Genomic DNA, 17,408 nt, shown 5'->3' on the forward strand with positions numbered 1-17,408 from the left:
GTTTAGCGATAGTGTTCACGACAGATATAAATAGAGAGGGGCAAGAAAATGGGGATTAGAGGAAAACTTCTAACATTAATGGTTATTATTATTACAGTGCCATTGGCAATTTTAGGCGTTGTTACAATGACGCAAACGTCCAGTTTAGTGACAGACAATACGCAAGTATTTTTGGAAAATGAAATGGAATTGAAGGGAAACAATACAGAGACCGTTGATTCGCGAATGTCAGAGATCTCTACACAAATTTTGTTGAATAGTGAGATGCAGGATGGCTTAAGTGGTTTTGATATGAGTGATGTATCCTACGAAACCTTACAGTTCAGACAGGATACGGAAGAGTTTTTATTTTCTTTAACACACAGCAACGATCTTATTTCAAATATCGCCATTATAAAGCCAAATGGGACGTTAATCTCAAGCGGTGGTCAAAGCTCTTTGCTAAGCGCTGAAGAATTAGAAACAATTTCAACGAAGCCATGGTATCAAAAAGCAGAGGAACTTGCTGGCATAGGCTCATGGGTAGGGGCAGCTCCTGATATTATTGAAGAAGGGAATCGTATCAGCTATGTTCGGCTTTTGAATAGCATGAGCGGCGGCGACCCTCTCGGCGTTATTCGCATTTCGGTTGATCGTGAAGCATTTTTGACTGCCATCGGTCAAGATGCCGAAAGTGTAGCTGCTGCCATTAACAGCTGGAACGCAACGGCTGGAAGCGACGAAGCGTCAACTGCTGCTACAAGCGGTGAAGATGGCGAGGAAGAAGCAACGGATGTGGGGAAAGAAGAAGAAAAATCTCATGGTGTTGTAAATGAAAGCACAGGCACAGTCTTCCTTGTTTTGGACAGCAATCAGGCGAATTTTCTCAATCCAAGTGCCCCAGTGGCTGAAGAATTAAAGAGCACCTTCCAGAACATTGGAAGTGAAACTGGTACAACATCCACGACAATCAATGTTAGTGGAAATGATTATTTAGTTGTCGCAGACAAAATAGGGGATACTGGCCTAACGATAATCAGCGCAGTTGAAAAATCGCAATTACTTAGTGGATTGTCACAAGTACAAACCTTCATGATCATCATTGGTGTTGTATTAGTTGTCATCGCTTTAATCGTTTCTGGTATCATGGCAATTCGAATTACACGACCACTGAATAAATTAGCGGAAGCAATGAAAAAAGTAGAAGGTGGGGACCTCACTGTACGATCCGATGTTAAAGCAAAAGGCGAAGTGAAAGTACTCTCTGATAGCTTTAATAACATGGTGTCCCAGCTTTCTACAATCGTAACAAGCGTTAAAGTGGCCACCGGAAGTTTGAAAGAGTCTGGTGACTATTTAACAGCAAACTCTGCGTCGGTCAATCAAGCTTCGAACGAGATCTCTCAAGCGGTCGAACAAATTGCTGTTGGAGCGAGCAATCAGTCTGAATCAATTAATGCTGGGGCGGAGATTACAGATACCTTATCTGAAAAAATCAAGGATGTCGTCAAATCAATTTACACGGTCCGCATGGCTACAAATGAAACGGAAAAAATGGGGAATGAAGGACAACAAAAGGTTACTTATTTAACTGAGACGTCTACTGAAAGTATGGGCAGACTTCAAGAAATGGCGGCCGAAATCGAAAAGCTTGAGAGTGAATCGCAACAGATCAATACGATTGTTGAAACGATTACGGATATTGCGAATCGGACAAACCTTCTTGCTCTCAATGCGTCCATTGAAGCTGCACGCGTTGGAGAAGCAGGACGAGGCTTTGCTGTGGTCGCATCCGAAATCCGCATGCTTGCTGAACAAGTTCAAAGTGCGTCAAAGGAGATCGCAGATATGATTCACTTGACACGCAATGATATGAACCATGTTGCCGGACAAATGCACGGTGTCCGTGAACTCTTTGAGTCGCAAGGGGAATTAATCGAATCAAATGCAGATGCGTTCACGAATATTTTAAGTGGTGTAGCACGCATAAAAACGGAACTTGAACAGCTGGACAACGGTGCTGGTGAAATGCTTGCGCAACGCGAACAAATTGTTGAAGTGATGGAATTAAATGCTAATGTGTCTGAGGAAACAGCGGCGACTTGTGAAGAAGTATCCGCCTCAGCAGAAGAGCAGATGGCTTCTGTCAGTGACCTGACTATGCAAATTGGCGGGATGGATAAACAAATCATTGAACTACAAAACCAAATTTCCTCGTTTATTATTGAAGCAACTGATTTCGTTGTTAAAGATGAAGACGAGACGGAAACTCATGATGACATAGATTTACAAGGAAAGACGGAAGAACACGCGGAGGATGATGAAACGATAAGCCGTTCAGAAGCTGCGGTGTCTGTTGAAGATGAAGAGCAAGACGAGGAAGCAGAAGATACGCAGAAAAAAGAATAAGTTTCGTCAAGCGTATGTTTAATGGAGGGACTCTGTGAGGCAGACTGTTAATGGTCTCACAATGTCCCTCCATCTATAGAATGGATTGAACGTCATTTGAGGTAGTTTAGTTTGTTGCAAGATCACTTTCTAAAAGCAAGCAGCACTGAAAAATTCGTCTTTTCAGTAACGCTTGCTTTTGTTATGATACAAGTAGCCATTGAAATGTAATGGATTACATTTAGAGGAGGAAGCAACGTGGCAAAAATCGGTGTACAGATGTTTACACTCAGAGAAGAAAGTGCAAAAGACTTCGTAGGCACACTTGAAAAGGTGGCAGAACTAGGGTTTCAAGGGGTAGAGTTTGCTGGCTATTATGGCATGACAGCGGCAGCACTTAACCATGAACTTGAACGCTTGAATTTGACAGCGATTTCAGCCCATGTTCCTATAGATCAGCTACGTGATAACTTGGAGGATGCCATTGCATTCCAGAAAGCCATTGGCGCCAAATATATTGTGTGTCCTTTCTTACAAGAAGATGAACGCGACAATTATGAAGCACTCATTCCTTTGTTTAAAAAAGTAGCAGAAGAATGCAAGAAGGAAGGCCTCCAGTTTGGGTATCATCATCATGCCTTTGAGCTTGAACCATACAAAGACAGTGATGGCATGACGTATATGCTTCAAGAGCTATCTGCGGATGAAATGTTTGCTGAGTTTGATATTTATTGGCTGCGAAAAGCAGGGAAATCCCCTGCAGAATGGCTACAAAAGTATGCAGGTCGTACACCGCTTGTGCATTTGAAGGATATGGCTGAAGACGGTTCATTTGCAGAGCTAGGCGCTGGAGATACAAACCTTCAAGAGGTCCTTGCTGAAGAAAAGAATAGCAATGTTGAATGGTGGATCGTCGAGCAGGATGTGTGTAAAGGACCTGCCATCGACTCTGTCGCACAAAGCATTCGTCATTTGAAATCCATTCTATAGGAGCTGTCACATATGAAACTAGGTGTATTTACTGTACTGTATCAGGATTTGGCTTTTGAGGACATGCTGGACAAAGTGAAAGGGATGGGCATTGAGGCTGTTGAAATTGGGACAGGCGCTTACCCTGGTCAAGCCCATGCGCCATTGGAAGCGTTGTTAGAGGACGAGGCGAAGCTTGCAGCTTTTAAGGATGCCATCTCATCTCGGGGGCTCTTGTTAAGTGGATTAAGCTTCCACGGCAACCCACTACATCCGAACGCCGAATTTGCCAAAGCTTCACATGATAGCTGGAGACAAACTGTTCTTCTCGCTGAGAAGCTCGGTCTCGATGTTGTCAATGGCTTTTCAGGGTGTCCAGGAGATTCGGACACTTCGCAAAATCCAAATTGGGTCACGTGCTCATGGCCGCCAGAATATGCTGACGTGCTTGAATGGCAATGGAATGAGAAAGTCATTCCTTATTGGAAGGAAGAAGCGGCGTTTGCAAATGCTCACGGCGTCACAAAGATTGCTTTTGAAATGCACCCAGGCTTTGTCGTGTACAACCCTGAAACACTTCTTCGTCTACGTGCCGCTGTTGGGGATATCATTGGCGCAAACTTTGACCCAAGCCATTTAGTCTGGCAAGGTATAGATCCAGTAGAAGCGATCAAGGCACTCGGGAAAGAGAATGCGATCTTCCATTTCCATGCGAAAGATGTGTACGTGGATGAAGCGAACAAAAGCATCAATGGCGTACTTGATACGAAGCATTATGGAAAAGTACTTGACCGTTCATGGACGTTCCGTACATGCGGATATGGCCAGAATGAGAAGCTTTGGCGCGACATGATTTCTGCTTTGCAAATGGTGAATTACGATTACGTTATGTCCATTGAACATGAAGACATGATGGCCTCCACCGACGAGGGCTTGCAAAGCGCTGTCAATTTTCTGAAGCCACTTTTATTTACCGAAAAGCCAGCCGAAGCTTGGTGGGCATAAGTATTTGAAATCGTCGCTCCTTGTAAGAGAGTACTGCAACTAATTTATCCTTACAAAACTCCGAACAATTCAATTGAATCTGTTCGGTGTTTTGCTTTTGCTAGTTTGGCATTGACCGCGCTTCGTCAAAACACTTCGCTTTCCACGGGCACGGCTTCAGCTTCCTCGGAGTCTTGCTTTCCTCCGGGATCTTCAGCTCGCGCTGTTCCACCCTAAAGGGTACAAGTGCAACATCGACTCAATAATACTTCGTCGTGTTTTCTTTGCCGCTGGAGTCTACGTATTTTGACTACGCTACTGTTTTGTTTTCGCGTGAATTGTTTTCGCGGTCTCGTATAATGGTAAAAATAAGTTGAGCCTTATCTAAGCAAACAAGGAAAATAAGAGCCTCATTCCATGCAGAGCTATATCATCTGGTTCCTGAAGATCATCTGCTTCACAGGATTGATGCAGTGGTGGATTTCAGAACTGTTTGTGATTTAGAAAAAACATATTTTGCACGTATTAAGGCAGGCCTGTCTACGAACCGGAACTGCTATTTTCTCTGCTGTATTTGCAAAAATTTACGATCTGTCGGATGAGAAAGTCGTTCAGGAAACTCAAGTGAACCTGTATAAGTGGTTTCTATGAATCAATCCAGAAAACCCTCTTTCGAACGCGTCATAATTGTCATGTTTTCGCAATCATCGTTTGTGAGTGAACAAGGTCGTTCATAAATTGAAGTATGTCCGCTAGGCGTCCTTTGCACCGCGGTAAAGATTGAATTTGAATTAAGCGATACGTAAACACAAAAATGCAGAGATGAATCGCATTTTTCTTTGAAAACCATCATAAATCAATATGCTATACTACATGGAGAACATACATAGGAGCTGGAACAAATGACAATGACACCTTTATTTTTGAAACCGGTTTTTCAAGACCGTATTTGGGGAGGCACACAGCTGCGTGACGAATTTGGCTATGATATCCCATCGGATAAGACTGGGGAATGCTGGGCAATTTCAGCACATCCAAACGGTGAAAGTGAAGTTGTGAATGGACCATATCAAGGAAAAACGCTTCGAGAGCTGTGGAATGAGCAGCGTGATGTATTTGGCGGCTTGGACATTCCTCATTTTCCATTATTAACGAAAATTCTCGATGCCAACACTGATTTGTCTGTTCAGGTCCATCCTGATGATACATACGCTTTAGAGCACGAGGGTGAGTTAGGAAAAACAGAATGTTGGTACATCATCGATGCAAAAGAAGGCGCTGAGATGATCTACGGACACCACGCTTCTTCAGAAGAAGAGTTAAAGGACATGATTAAAGATGGCCGCTGGGACGACCTTTTACGTCGAGTGCCAGTTCAAAAAGGCGATTTTTTCTACGTGCCAAGTGGGACGATTCATGCGCTCTGTGAAGGAACACTTGTACTCGAGACGCAACAAAGCTCAGATACTACTTATAGAGTATATGATTATGATCGCAAGGATGATCAAGGCCATGCGAGAGAGCTGCATTTGCGCCAAGCTGTTGAAGTAACAACAGTGCCGCATCAAGATGCAGAAACGACACCAACAACGAGTGAGCATCAAGGAACAAAAGTGACAACTCTCGTGAAGGACCCACAATTCTTTACAGTCTATCGCTGGGAAGTCACATCGGAGACAACCTTTGCCATGGAAGCGCCATTTCTTCTCGTCAGTGTGCTTGAAGGAAAGGGAAGTATCACTACAAACGAAGGCACATGGTCCTTTAACAAAGCCGATCATTTCGTCCTTCCAACAGGCATTAAAGAATATAAGATAAACGGTATGGCAGAATGTATTGTCTCTCACATCTAAGACAGACTGTATGACTATACGAGGGAAACGTCTCCACGCCTTTTGCGCTAAGTGCAAAGGGCTGTTTTTTGGTACTTTTTAGCTCAACTTTCACACCTTGCAATTTGGCAGACACACTTAGACATAACTGGGTAAAAATTTAGGGTTGAATTGATTTTATACAAGCTGCCATAGCCATGCCCCGTGGAAAGCGAAGTATTTTGACGAAGCGGTCGTGTTTGCAACAAATGCAACATCGATTCGGGTTAAAGCGGAGCTTTTCATAATTTAAATCCAATCAATTTTGATTTTTTCGCCGTAATGAAACAGCAGCGACTATACTGCATCGCCATTTGCAAGAAATTCCTTAAAAGAATTGTGAAGAAAAGTCATTTTTTATAATTTTCCAAAGGACTTTAGTCACGGTATAGTATAGACATTCAATGAAAGGAGGGAAAAAATGAGGATGTCTGATGTCCGTTTGTCTCAAATTGAAAAGGAATTGGAGCTTTTGAAAGTCTCCATTCACCAAACAAAACAGTTGGCCATCTCATCGAAGAAAATTCAGGGCCTTATGGAGCAAGTTGCTAAAAACACTGAGCACATGAAACCTACTATTTAAATTAAACCTCTAAGCACAAAAGCCTCAAACAGAAGCCTCAAAACAGCACTCAGAGCACGGCTCCTCCCGTTGCTCTGAGTTTTTGATGTACACAAAATCTTTTGCAAGGATATGGTATACTGTGGGTTGAAATAGATGGAAGGAATGATTCAATGAATATAAAAAAAGCCATAATTCCAGCGGCTGGTTTAGGTACTCGCTTTCTTCCGGCAACGAAAGCACAACCTAAAGAGATGCTTCCAATTGTGGACAAGCCAACGATTCAATTTATTGTTGAAGAGGCAGTAGCTGCAGGGATTGAAGACATCATGATTGTCACCGGACGAGGGAAACGAGCGATTGAGGATCATTTTGATAAATCCTATGAGCTTGAGGAAACGCTGGAAAAACGAGGGGAATGGAAGCGACTTGAGGAAATACGCACCATTTCGCAAATGGCCAATATTCATTACATACGGCAAAAAGAGCCTCAAGGCTTAGGGCATGCCATTTATTGCGCGCGCTCCTTTATTGGTGACGAACCGTTCGCCGTGCTTCTAGGGGACGACATCGTTCAACACGAAGTTCCTTGTTTGAAGCAACTGATGGAGGTTCACAATACCTATGGAGGTAATGTGGTTGGGATTCAGCAGGTTCCAAGCGAAGCGGTCAATAAATATGGCATTATTGATCCAGGAGAAACCCTTGCCCCTGGCCTCCATGAAGTGAAAGGTATGATTGAAAAGCCTGCGTTTGAGCATGCGCCTTCTAACTATGCCATCATGGGTCGTTATCTATTGGAGCCAAGCATTTTTGATGTTCTTGCCAAGCAACCTCCTGGGCGTGCAGGAGAAATCCAACTGACAGACGCGCTGCAAACCTTGAACAATCATTCACGCATTTATGCCTATGAATTTGATGGACTTCGGTTCGACGTCGGGGATAAACTCGGATTTGTCAAAGCAACGATTCATTGGGCAATGAATCGAGAGGACATGAATGACGAACTCTCGTCTTATTTACGTGACGTCATTCGAGACTATGAAGCAAAATAAGGCAGATAGCAAAACGAACCTTAGCGGGTTCGTTTTTTTTAGGCTAATTTATATGTTCATCAGACCTCATTACCCACTCTCCTATACTCTTTTCACCTCTCACGAAACTGTAAAATCGACGAATTCCTAACAGTAATTCCCGTCACATCTCCCTCTCATTTGACAGCCTGTTTTGACGAGGTCTTTTGTATTGCGATAAAAGATCTAGAAAAACGACAACATATGACAAAAAAAGAAATTAGTATGATGATTTTAGTCGAAAGAAAATTCAGATTAGTAAGAAGGATTTTCGTCTTTGCTGACGAAATCTCACGTATAGAAGCGGTTTCGCTCAAAATGGCTCAAAAGGAGGTGAATGAATGTCAGAAAAGCTCATGCGAGAAGCCGTCAATCGCTTTTTTTCTCAGTTTTCATTGAGACAGGCGGCAAATGATGCGATCCTCTATAAGCTTCAGGAGGAGTCGCCGTTTGGACGATTGACCACGTTGCATTATCAAATGTTTGGTGGGCAATCCGATGAGATTTGTCGAGCGGCCGTTGCTGTCGAGTTCATGATTCTCGCCTTGGATATCTTTGATGACCTTGAGGACATGGATAATGATGAACCTCCTTGGTGCAATATCGAAGAAAGCTTGGCTATGAACCTAGCGACGGGGTTTCTCGTCTGTAGTGTGCAGCTTCTAGAAGAATGTGATTTCCCGGAGGAACGAAAAGCACGTGCACGCTCGTTCTTCCAAAAGCTAGTGCTTGAAGCAGTGAATGGTCAGCATGCGGATTTACTCAACAATGCTGAGGATGAATCAGCCTATGTGGAGATGGTTCGTCAAAAATCTGGATCGCTTGCAGCATTGGCTTGTGTTGTAGGTACTGCGCTTGCCACGGAGGAGCACCATGAGCGTGCAAAGCAATTTGGCACCCACCTTGGTGTTGCAGCCCAAATGACAAACGATATGAATGACCTCTTAAATTGGAAAAATAAAAATGATGCAGCCTTAAGAAAACGAACGCTACCGTTTTTCTACATTCAGCAAGGAAGCCCATTTGTTCCAGACGTCTTACGACAATTTTATGAAGAAGACATAGACATGGACATGGACATGGACTCTTTTGTTGAAGCAATGAAGTCATCGGGTGCATTAACGTATGCCAAGGCAGTCCTTCACTTAGAACAGAGCCGTGCTATTGAAGTGTATCGACCGTTGCATTTATCTGAAGAAGCGATGGAGAGCTTGAGCAAGTATGTCTATTATCGTGGAGCATCCTAAAAATTCATATTCTAAGGAGGAAGCAATATGCAAACAATGGTTCATTATTTAATGGAAAAACCTGAGGTGTTGGAACAAGTGAAAAGAGGCACAGTGAGTTTAATAGGGATTACTGAAGAGGAAAAAGCAGCAGTGATCCAAGCCTTCACAGAAGAAGGAGTTCGGAAGGCTGATTTTTGGAAATAAACAAAACGAAGGCAGCCGCTTGTAAGTGGTTGCCTTTTGTCTTTCGCATTTTAGTAGGTGTTAGTATAATATAAGCAATTCAATGTTTTAAGATAATTATATTTCCTTAGATCAACCTCAGTGAAACACATTAAGTGATTGATTTTAGCCACAAACAGATTGGCTCTAAAAAAGAGTCAAGACTGAGATTTGGTCAAGATCTCATTGTGGCATTGACCCCTAAATAGATACTTGGGCAGATCATGCCTAAGAAGAATAACAGGGAATTGAACGAATGAACTTTTGTTGGATTCGAGCTTTACGACAGGGGGATTCATTCATGTCATGCAATGGCTTTTCTAAATGAGCTAGATGTCTGGCAAAAGAAACGGAGCAATGTCATGGATAGAGGAATGCAGCGCAATTCGTTCTATTGGTTGCTTTTCATTGGAGCAGCTATCATTGAGGTTTATTTTTTATCAATCACCTTACAATATCCTATGATCGGGATGAATGCAGTCCAAACAGAGGACAACCGTTTTTTCGTTGCTGAAGTGAATGAAGGGCATTGGGGAGATATGCATAATGTTGAAGTAGGCTCTGAGATTTTGAGGATCAATGGACGGCCAGCTGACGAACATTTGCCCCTCACGAAGCTAAGTAAGATTGAGAAGGTCTCACAAATGACTCTGCTTACTCCAGATGGCGAGTCTCATTTTTATACGCCGTACAGAGCTCAGGTCACCTATCAAATCATCTATCATATTCTTTTGCCATTAAGCTTTTTTCTTTGCTGTTTCGGGTTGAGCTTATATATGTACCGGAGAAAGCACCATTTGCGTGCAACAGAAATACTCGTCCTGTTCTTGCTTGTGATGGCCATTGCTTACCAAGCGGCACCTGCCTCCTCACGGGGAGATTTTTTAAGCCGGATTGTTAACGGAACAGCATTGATGATGACGCCGTTGCTTTATTTGCAGTTTTGTCGGGTGTATTTTCGTTCCTTTCCAATGAAATGGCTGAGCTCTGGCATGTTGTCTATGCTCTATGGTGCCATTATCGCCGCAACAGGCATGGAAATTGCAAGCTATTATTATACCTTCTTAAGCGAATATACGGCACGAATACAGCTTGCAATCTTTTTGATTTTTACCGTTCTTATAGGTATTTTCCTTCTGAAAAACTATTTGCAAATGAAACACACGGCCTTTCATACGATCTTAAAAACGTTGTTAATGGGATATTGTCTCGGGTTTGCGCCTTTCCTGCTGCTTTTTTTAGTGCCCTTGCTTTTGCTAGGTGAACCGATCGTCCCAGCTGAATTAACAGTCGCTTTTCTGTTGTTTCTGCCGGCCTCTTTTTTCTATTTGATGGTGTCAGAACGGTTAATCGATGTTGACTATGTGTTTCATCGATTAAAATACTATAGCTTGATTGCCATTCTACCAGCAGTCCTAGGGAACTCTATCTTTCTCTTTTTTGAAAGCGACCTAGATCTTCGCTCGAAATCCCTACTGTTTGTTATTTTTTACGGAACGATTACACTGTTCCTCTTTTTAAAAGATTTTCTGGACTATCGCCTGCAATTGAAATCGTTTTCTGAGAAATACAACTATCAAAGCAGTTTGTATCGTTTCTCGCAAAAGGTAAAGCAGGTTAAGAAGGTGAAGGATCTCACTTTACTGCTTCAATATGAATTTGAAGATGTCCTACATGTTCGGGAAACCGCTGTGTTTGTGATGGATCGAGAGAGTTTTATTTCATGTGAGGAAAAGCCTCATTTGAAGCCCATGCTTGCGGCATCCGGGAAACTTTGGAAGAATGTGGCTCACTCACCAGGTGATGTACTGCCGTGTGTAGATGGGTATGCGCTTGTGATTGGCATGAAGAAAAATATGTATACATTATTGTGGATCAGTCCGAAAACGGATCGAACAGGCTTTACACCGGATGAAAAGGATTGGATGCGTACTTTATGTTATTACACGAGCATTTTACTTGAAAACCTCTATTTAATAGAAAATCTAATTGGGCAGCTGGATCAAATGATTGATACGGATCGCATTCATCCGTCTTGGTTGTCCAAAATGTTGTTTACGATTTCTGAACGAGAGCGGAGTCGGCTTGCGAAGGACCTGCATGACACGATTCTGCAGGAACAGCTCTTTTTATACCGTAAACTTGATACGCTTCGAAACGAGCTTTATAAAGAATCAAAAAGTCAGTTGGATGATAGCGTCATAAAAAAGGAAATGAACACACTCAAGGAGCATGTGCTAGATTCGGTTCATCTTATTCGTGAGACCTGCAATGAGCTGCGGCCTCCATTTTTAGCGGAAATCGGAATCGGACAGGCCCTTGAGCATTTAATCCAACGCGTGCAGCTCTCAGCGAACTTCCGTATTGAATATCATTTGGATGACCGACCAACAGATTTGGATGATGAAGCGGCAATCACAATTTTCCGCATGATCCAAGAGCTCCTAAACAATGCAATGAAGCATTCCAATGCGACCGTCGTTCAATTGGATGTTGATATTTCCCCATCACAAACCATTCTGATTCGGTACAATGACGACGGGATCGGCATGGAGGTTAATTCAATGAAAAATTACTACAAGCATATGGGGATTTACAGTATTCAAGAGCGTGTGCATTCTTTAGGGGGAGAAACGACCTTTACATCGACGCCGGGGGAAGGACTTCAGGTTGAAATTGTGCTCCCATATTTATCACATCGCATTCGGCATGAACAAGACGTTGTTGATATATAAGTGAATGAGGTTGCGAGGTGAATACGGCGCGGAAAAGCGGTAAGTGCGCGAATCCAGCCTTGCCCTGCGCGGAAAAAGGTCAAAAGTGCGCGAAAAACGTCCCGACCCGCGCGGAAACGGGGTCAGACTGCGCGAAAAAGCGGTAAGTGCGCGAATCCAGCCTTGCCCTGCGCGGAAAAAGGTCAAAAGTGCGCGAAAAACGTCCCGACCCGCGCGGAAACGGGGTCAGACTGCGCGAAAAGCGGCAATTACACGGTTCAAGCCTCTATTCGCCAATTTAACAAGAACTCATCCCAATTAAATTTTCATAAAAATTGTTGTTAGAGGTCACACGACACGACATGAATGAGTGCATTCTCACTCAAATCATTTTAAAGGAGAAAGGAATACGAACTGATGCGAATATTAATTGTAGATGATCATCCAGCTGTAGGTGAGGGAACAAAGGCCATGTTGCAGCAGGAAGAAGAGTTTGATGTCGACGTCATGGTGGACGGACGAAAAGTAATTGAAGCCATTCAAACAAAGCAGGAATCCTACGATCTATTTCTTTTCGATCTCTACATGCCTGATATGAACGGTCTCGAATTAACAAAACAAATCCGTCGAGTGTTGCCTGACGCCGTTATATTAATTTATACGGGGTTTGACATTAGTGATCATTTTAATATGGTCGTTGAGGCTGGAGCATCAGGCTTTTTAAGCAAGACAGCATCCAAGTCACAGCTGTTGCGGGCGATTTATTGTGCGCTGGATGAAGAAACCGTCATTCCATTAAGCTTATTTCGTCAATTACGTAAAGTGAACCTCGGGCAACTCAATGCGCAAGACGCCGAAGTGGAGGACTTGCATATCAACGAGAAGGAACAATCCATTTTGGAACAAGTGCACAGGGGGTTTACAAATCGTGAAATCGCTTTGGAATTACATATGAGCCAGCGAACCGTGGAGCATCATTTAACAAAAGCATTTCAAAAGCTTTCCGTCCGCTCACGAACTGAGGCCATGTTGAAAGCAAAAGAGCTAGGACTTTTACGAACACTTTCATAAGTTTGCGGAAAACCGCAATCATGTTTACGGTGTCAAGTCATATTGTTTCATGTATGATGAAATTATCAGATAAAAGCACAGTTGAAAATCATACAAAAAAAGGGATGATGCTTGTGCAAATGGAACGGTATGACTTAGACACACACCAGCTTATAGCAGAAATTCGTCATTTAATACAAATCTTTCAGGATGAGCATGCAGAAGAAGACAAACGTGAAGTGTTTCTTGCGATTAATGATCTGACGATAGAACTCGTCCGTCGCGAAAGTCATGAAGAGCTATATGAACATCAACACTAAATAATAAAGAAAGCGTTTACATTATAAGTGAAAAACACGACTTACACTTTGGGGGGTGAAAGTCGTGTTTTTTGTGTTATGGAAACATTCATGGACAATCGAGTGCACATTTAATGTCTCAACTGAATGAATCCACGAATACACTATGCCTTTAAATGTTCTATCTCGCGAAGCAGCGCTCTTAGTCGTTCATTTCGATCCTGGAACCCCTTAAAATAATGGACCCAGGTCTCTTCATCGCCTGTCGTCTCATAAAGCTCCTTTAATTGTGTTAACACGGTTGCCGTTTTTTTATAGGCTGCTTTATTTTTTTTGGCAACAAGACGAGCCACCTGCTGATGATACAACGGCACGAGCAACGCTGGTGAGCGTTTTTGGAGAGTGTGACGAAGCTCCTCGGGAAGCTGCATGACATCCGTTTCGTAAAATGCCCAAAGCTCTATGACTCGCTGGTCATGTTCTCGTTCAATCAACAGGGATGACAACATACGCAAACTATGGGGCAGCCATTGGACGAGCTCGCTTTCAAAGGCGGGCATCGTTTTTGTATGGACCGCATAGTGTTTTTGTTCTTGAAACAATGCTCGCAGGCGAACCCCACGAAGCTTTCCATCTTCCCAGCTATCCCATTGCTCCGTAATCATAGCATTCGTTGCTTTTTGCCATTCATAAGCCTCGTCCCAGCGCTCGGTCTTTCGGAGCATTGTCATATTCACGAGCATGCCCTCAATTCGGGCATCTGTGGTAATAAAATGATCAGAAAGCCGGTCTGTTGCTTTTACCTCAAGCAATGAATACGCCGTTTGTTGTGCAAATTTATAAAGCCATTGATCCAAGGAGACAAACACTGAAAATAATTCAGGCGATACTTTTGTCAGCCATTGATATGGAGAAAACAAAGCATACACAAGCTTCGCAAATGGCTCACGTCCAGATGGCGGTATCTGAAGATCGAGACAGGCGGAGGAAAGTTCCTTTAACTCTGCCATAAGCTGTCCTGTTTCCTGCGTTCTCTCTGTCTGTTCCCCTTCTGAAATGACTTCGAGACCTGCAGCCAAGGCAAACAATCGGCGCAGTGCCCAAGGCCCATCATATGATTCGAGCAAAAGGGTGTACGCTCTTAGAAGAGAATGGTCTGAAGGCAGGGCGAGATGTGATAACTGTTGCTTCCATTCATCAAACTGTATGCTGTCAATGTCATCCATGGTGACGGTAGGGCCCTTCCGCTTTACCTCAGGGCTTAAAGAACGATCCTCTTTCTCCCATCGTGCCAGTCGCTCTCCAGGGCTTTCGAAATGGGACAACACGTAGAGCATGAGTGCCAACACGTGTCCACAATATGGCAATCCACAGGTGCATTCATGATGCTCCGGATGATCAAGGTCGATACGGGTCTCTAACTTACGTACATCTTGAACGGCACCGAACAAAACGCCATTTTCAAAGCGCGCATTGTAAACACTGCCTTGCCTGAAAAGCGTCAAGCCTTTTTTGACCTGCTTAGCGTCACGTTCAATGGAGACATGAGTGGATGCCAACCACGTAGATACGGCATGCTGAATATGTGTTTTAGGCACTTCGTTATAGATCATTGTCGTCCTCCGACACAATTTTGACATAGTTACGCAAAAAAAAATTGTAAAAAACCATTGAAATGACCAGGTGGTCAGTGGGATAATAGGAATTGATTTAAAAAGTAAGGATTTTTAACCAAATAAGGAACTGACTGACCGTTCATTTACATAGAGGGAGGGATAACTTGAACGATAAAAAAAGACAAATTATTGATGCAGCCATTGAGCTTTTTGGTCAAAAAGGCTACCATGCCACGTCGATGCAGGACATTGCCATGAAAAGCGGTGTTTCTAAAGGTGGTCTCTATTTACACTTTTCCTCCAAAAAAGCTTTGAATCTCGCCTTGTTCAACGATTACATAGATGCGGTGAAGCAATCGCTAGCAGAAATTGTACAGGACACTGGGCTTTCGGAGCGAGAACAATTTGAAGCGCAATTGGCGGTCATTTTCGATAAAGTCAGAGAAAACAACCAATTCATCTTCTTTCATGCCAGTGATTGTGTGCGGTTACACGATGTCCAACCTGGGCTCTTTCAATTATTGGAAGAAACAAGGATAGATCTCATGGAATCACAGGTCGCATCTATTAAAGCATTGTTTCCTGAAGACGCTCATCCATACGCCTATGATTTAGGAATGATGCTGGAGGGGCTTATTCTATCGTACATGAAAGATTACCTGCTTGAAAGTGTGAACATCGATTCGTTGACTTTAGCGCAATATTTACTTCGGCGAATCGAGGACATCGTGAAGGGACTTATTCAACAAAATGAGAACGTTTTGTTCCATCATGATTTATTTCAAAAGCAGAAACGTAGTCCTGCCATTAACGCGCTCCGTGAATTAGAAGAGGAATTAGGGGAGTGTACGTTAACAGAGGATCAATGTCAGGATGTGAAGGTCGCCATTAATGTGATTCAACATGAATTGCAAAAGACAGTTCCTCAGCGTGTCGTTCTTCAAGGCATGTTGTCCATCTTGAATGATATTGAACAGCTATTTCCTTATAAAGAAAAAATCTTACACGCCTTTGATGAATTGACACAACAATCGAAAGAGAGGAAGACATAATGAAACGAACGATTCATAATCGCCTATTGCTTGTTTTGGCTGCAACGCTCCTGTTTATTACCGGCTGTACATCCACAGAGGGGGCGACGGGTGTGCAAGAAGAAAAAAGAACACCTGTCAAAGTCGCGACAATCGAACAAGGGAATATGGCGACAACGAAAGAAATTGTTGCTAATATGTTTCCAAACACCGAAGTGAACGTGATGCCTAAAGTACAGGGACAGCTCGTCTCCGTCAATGTGCAAAAAGGGGATGTTGTTCAAAAAGGGGCCGTCTTAGGAAAAGTGGACGACAAGAGCTTGCAGCAGCAGGTAGAGCTTAACCAGATTGCTCTGCAACAGGCACAAACTCAATATGATGCGGCACAACTCGCAGCACAAGCCTCTCAAAATGGTATCGATGCAGCAAAAAATCAACTCGTGCAAGCTGAGATAAGCATTCAACAAGGGAAGAATACGCGTCTTGATAGCATGAGCAACAACGACCTGAGTGTCGATCAAGCCCGTACGCAGTGGAAATCTGCTCAAGAGGATATCGAAACGTACGCCAACCTGTATCGTGAAGGGGCCGTTTCTTATCAGGAATACCAGCAAGTCATTGATGCCGAAAAGCAAGCTAAAATTGCCCTTGACCAAGCACAAATTGCAGCAGAAGGTGCTGAGAATACAGAAAATGTAGATTTGCTTGAAGCGCAAAAGAATGCGGCGCAAATTGGTATTGCTAATGCAAAAGAAGATGTGAAAAATGCGGCCAATGCTGCGGAACAGGCACGAATTGGCGTGCAACAAGCACAAACACAGTTAAAGCAATCAAAAAGCATGCTTGAAGATCCCGTGATTTATGCGCCAATCACCGGTGAAGTGGCGGCAGTTAATGGCAAGGCCGGAGAGATGGTGTCTGCATCAAATCCGTTTGTTACAATAGTTAACTTGACGTCAGTCACCGCTAGATCTTCTGTTACTGGTGCACAGCTTTCATTGTTTGAAAAGAATCAAGATGTTGAAGTGACGATAAGGGCATTGGACCAAAGCTTTACGGGAACGGTTTCCTATATCGCAGCAACAGCAGCTGAAAATGGCTTGTTTACAGTCGAAGCAACGGTACCAAACGACCAACAAACGATCAAACCTGGGATGGTCGGTGAGATTGTCTTGACTTCGAATGTCATTGATGATGCCATTTTAGTGCCTACTGAAGCGGTGGTTGAAGAGGGCGACGCTGCGTATATCTTTGTTGTTGAAGACGACAAGGCGGTACAGAAAGAAGTTGAGCTGCTTGAAGTCCAGAGTGATCAGTCGGCGATCAAAGGAGACGTAGTAGGAGGAGCCACCGTTATTATTCAAGGTCAAAATACGCTGACGGATGGATCGCTGATTCGCATTATGGAGGAGGGCGAATAG

Annotated in this window: 14 protein-coding genes; 13 read left to right on the forward strand and 1 reads right to left on the reverse strand. The window is 43.3% G+C overall.

Annotated elements, in window-relative coordinates:
• Positions 1-48 precede the first annotated feature (48 nt).
• From EV213_RS17345 to EV213_RS17390, 11 genes are all read left to right on the forward strand, one after another.
• The gene (locus EV213_RS17345) at positions 49-2,388 is read left to right on the forward strand and encodes a methyl-accepting chemotaxis protein (protein WP_133581832.1); all 2,340 of its coding nucleotides are present in this window, start codon (positions 49-51) and stop codon (positions 2,386-2,388) included.
• Positions 2,389-2,625: 237 nt separating this feature from the next.
• Entirely contained in the window at positions 2,626-3,357 is a 732-nt protein-coding gene (locus EV213_RS17350) for a sugar phosphate isomerase/epimerase family protein (RefSeq protein ID WP_243740246.1), read from the forward strand.
• 12 nt (positions 3,358-3,369) lie between these two features.
• Positions 3,370-4,341, forward strand: coding sequence for a sugar phosphate isomerase/epimerase family protein (locus EV213_RS17355; RefSeq protein ID WP_133581833.1), 972 nt, complete (start codon positions 3,370-3,372; stop codon positions 4,339-4,341).
• A gap of 881 nt (positions 4,342-5,222) precedes the next feature.
• Positions 5,223-6,173: a mannose-6-phosphate isomerase, class I gene (manA, locus tag EV213_RS17360; RefSeq protein WP_208112780.1), complete on the forward strand. Its 951-nt coding sequence runs from the start codon at positions 5,223-5,225 to the stop codon at positions 6,171-6,173.
• 439 nt (positions 6,174-6,612) lie between these two features.
• The gene (locus EV213_RS20855; protein WP_166639387.1) at positions 6,613-6,774 is read left to right on the forward strand and encodes a hypothetical protein; all 162 of its coding nucleotides are present in this window, start codon (positions 6,613-6,615) and stop codon (positions 6,772-6,774) included.
• A 152-nt stretch (positions 6,775-6,926) separates the two neighbouring features.
• Positions 6,927-7,808 carry a UTP--glucose-1-phosphate uridylyltransferase GalU gene (gene galU / locus EV213_RS17365; protein ID WP_133581834.1) on the forward strand — a complete coding sequence of 294 codons (882 nt, stop codon included), beginning with the start codon at positions 6,927-6,929 and terminating at the stop codon, positions 7,806-7,808.
• Between the two features lie 359 nt (positions 7,809-8,167).
• A complete protein-coding gene (locus tag EV213_RS17370; RefSeq protein WP_133581835.1) occupies positions 8,168-9,073 on the forward strand; it encodes a polyprenyl synthetase family protein in 906 nt (301 codons plus the stop codon).
• 27 nt (positions 9,074-9,100) lie between these two features.
• The gene (gene comX / locus EV213_RS17375; RefSeq protein ID WP_133581836.1) at positions 9,101-9,259 is read left to right on the forward strand and encodes a competence pheromone ComX; all 159 of its coding nucleotides are present in this window, start codon (positions 9,101-9,103) and stop codon (positions 9,257-9,259) included.
• A 380-nt stretch (positions 9,260-9,639) separates the two neighbouring features.
• On the forward strand, positions 9,640-12,012 hold the full coding sequence (locus EV213_RS17380) for a sensor histidine kinase (RefSeq protein WP_166639388.1): 2,373 nt from the start codon (positions 9,640-9,642) through the stop codon (positions 12,010-12,012).
• A 396-nt stretch (positions 12,013-12,408) separates the two neighbouring features.
• Positions 12,409-13,062 (forward strand): response regulator transcription factor, encoded by a 654-nt coding sequence (locus tag EV213_RS17385; protein ID WP_341770357.1) that lies wholly within the window; start codon positions 12,409-12,411, stop codon positions 13,060-13,062.
• 20 nt (positions 13,063-13,082) lie between these two features.
• Positions 13,083-13,361, forward strand: coding sequence for a hypothetical protein (locus EV213_RS17390; RefSeq protein WP_133581839.1), 279 nt, complete (start codon positions 13,083-13,085; stop codon positions 13,359-13,361).
• A 143-nt stretch (positions 13,362-13,504) separates the two neighbouring features.
• Here EV213_RS17390 and EV213_RS17395 read toward each other — a convergent pair whose 3' ends face one another.
• On the reverse strand, positions 13,505-14,953 hold the full coding sequence (locus EV213_RS17395) for a hypothetical protein (protein ID WP_133581840.1): 1,449 nt from the start codon (positions 14,951-14,953) through the stop codon (positions 13,505-13,507).
• A gap of 167 nt (positions 14,954-15,120) precedes the next feature.
• Between EV213_RS17395 and EV213_RS17400 the strand changes: the two genes are divergently transcribed.
• On the forward strand, positions 15,121-16,008 hold the full coding sequence (locus tag EV213_RS17400; RefSeq protein WP_166639389.1) for a TetR/AcrR family transcriptional regulator: 888 nt from the start codon (positions 15,121-15,123) through the stop codon (positions 16,006-16,008).
• A complete protein-coding gene (locus EV213_RS17405) occupies positions 16,008-17,408 on the forward strand; it encodes an efflux RND transporter periplasmic adaptor subunit (RefSeq protein WP_133581842.1) in 1,401 nt (466 codons plus the stop codon). The genes EV213_RS17400 and EV213_RS17405 overlap by 1 nt, the downstream gene beginning before the upstream one ends.

It is taken from the genome of Aureibacillus halotolerans (genome assembly GCF_004363045.1).
GTDB lineage: Bacteria > Bacillota > Bacilli > Bacillales > DSM-28697 > Aureibacillus > Aureibacillus halotolerans.

What these genes read in the sequence shown, in the direction of transcription:
- EV213_RS17345 (WP_133581832.1), top strand. Translation starts at nt 49, where the DNA reads ATGGGGATTAGAGGAAAACTTCTAACATTAATGGTTATTATTATTACA.
- EV213_RS17355 (WP_133581833.1), top strand. Translation starts at nt 3,370, where the DNA reads ATGAAACTAGGTGTATTTACTGTACTGTATCAGGATTTGGCTTTTGAG.
- manA (WP_208112780.1), top strand. Translation starts at nt 5,223, where the DNA reads ATGACAATGACACCTTTATTTTTGAAACCGGTTTTTCAAGACCGTATT.
- EV213_RS20855 (WP_166639387.1), top strand. Translation starts at nt 6,613, where the DNA reads ATGAGGATGTCTGATGTCCGTTTGTCTCAAATTGAAAAGGAATTGGAG.
- galU (WP_133581834.1), top strand. Translation starts at nt 6,927, where the DNA reads ATGAATATAAAAAAAGCCATAATTCCAGCGGCTGGTTTAGGTACTCGC.
- EV213_RS17370 (WP_133581835.1), top strand. Translation starts at nt 8,168, where the DNA reads ATGTCAGAAAAGCTCATGCGAGAAGCCGTCAATCGCTTTTTTTCTCAG.
- comX (WP_133581836.1), top strand. Translation starts at nt 9,101, where the DNA reads ATGCAAACAATGGTTCATTATTTAATGGAAAAACCTGAGGTGTTGGAA.
- EV213_RS17380 (WP_166639388.1), top strand. Translation starts at nt 9,640, where the DNA reads ATGGATAGAGGAATGCAGCGCAATTCGTTCTATTGGTTGCTTTTCATT.
- EV213_RS17385 (WP_341770357.1), top strand. Translation starts at nt 12,409, where the DNA reads ATGCGAATATTAATTGTAGATGATCATCCAGCTGTAGGTGAGGGAACA.
- EV213_RS17390 (WP_133581839.1), top strand. Translation starts at nt 13,083, where the DNA reads ATGTTTACGGTGTCAAGTCATATTGTTTCATGTATGATGAAATTATCA.
- EV213_RS17395 (WP_133581840.1), bottom strand. Translation starts at nt 14,953, where the DNA reads ATGATCTATAACGAAGTGCCTAAAACACATATTCAGCATGCCGTATCT.
- EV213_RS17405 (WP_133581842.1), top strand. Translation starts at nt 16,008, where the DNA reads ATGAAACGAACGATTCATAATCGCCTATTGCTTGTTTTGGCTGCAACG.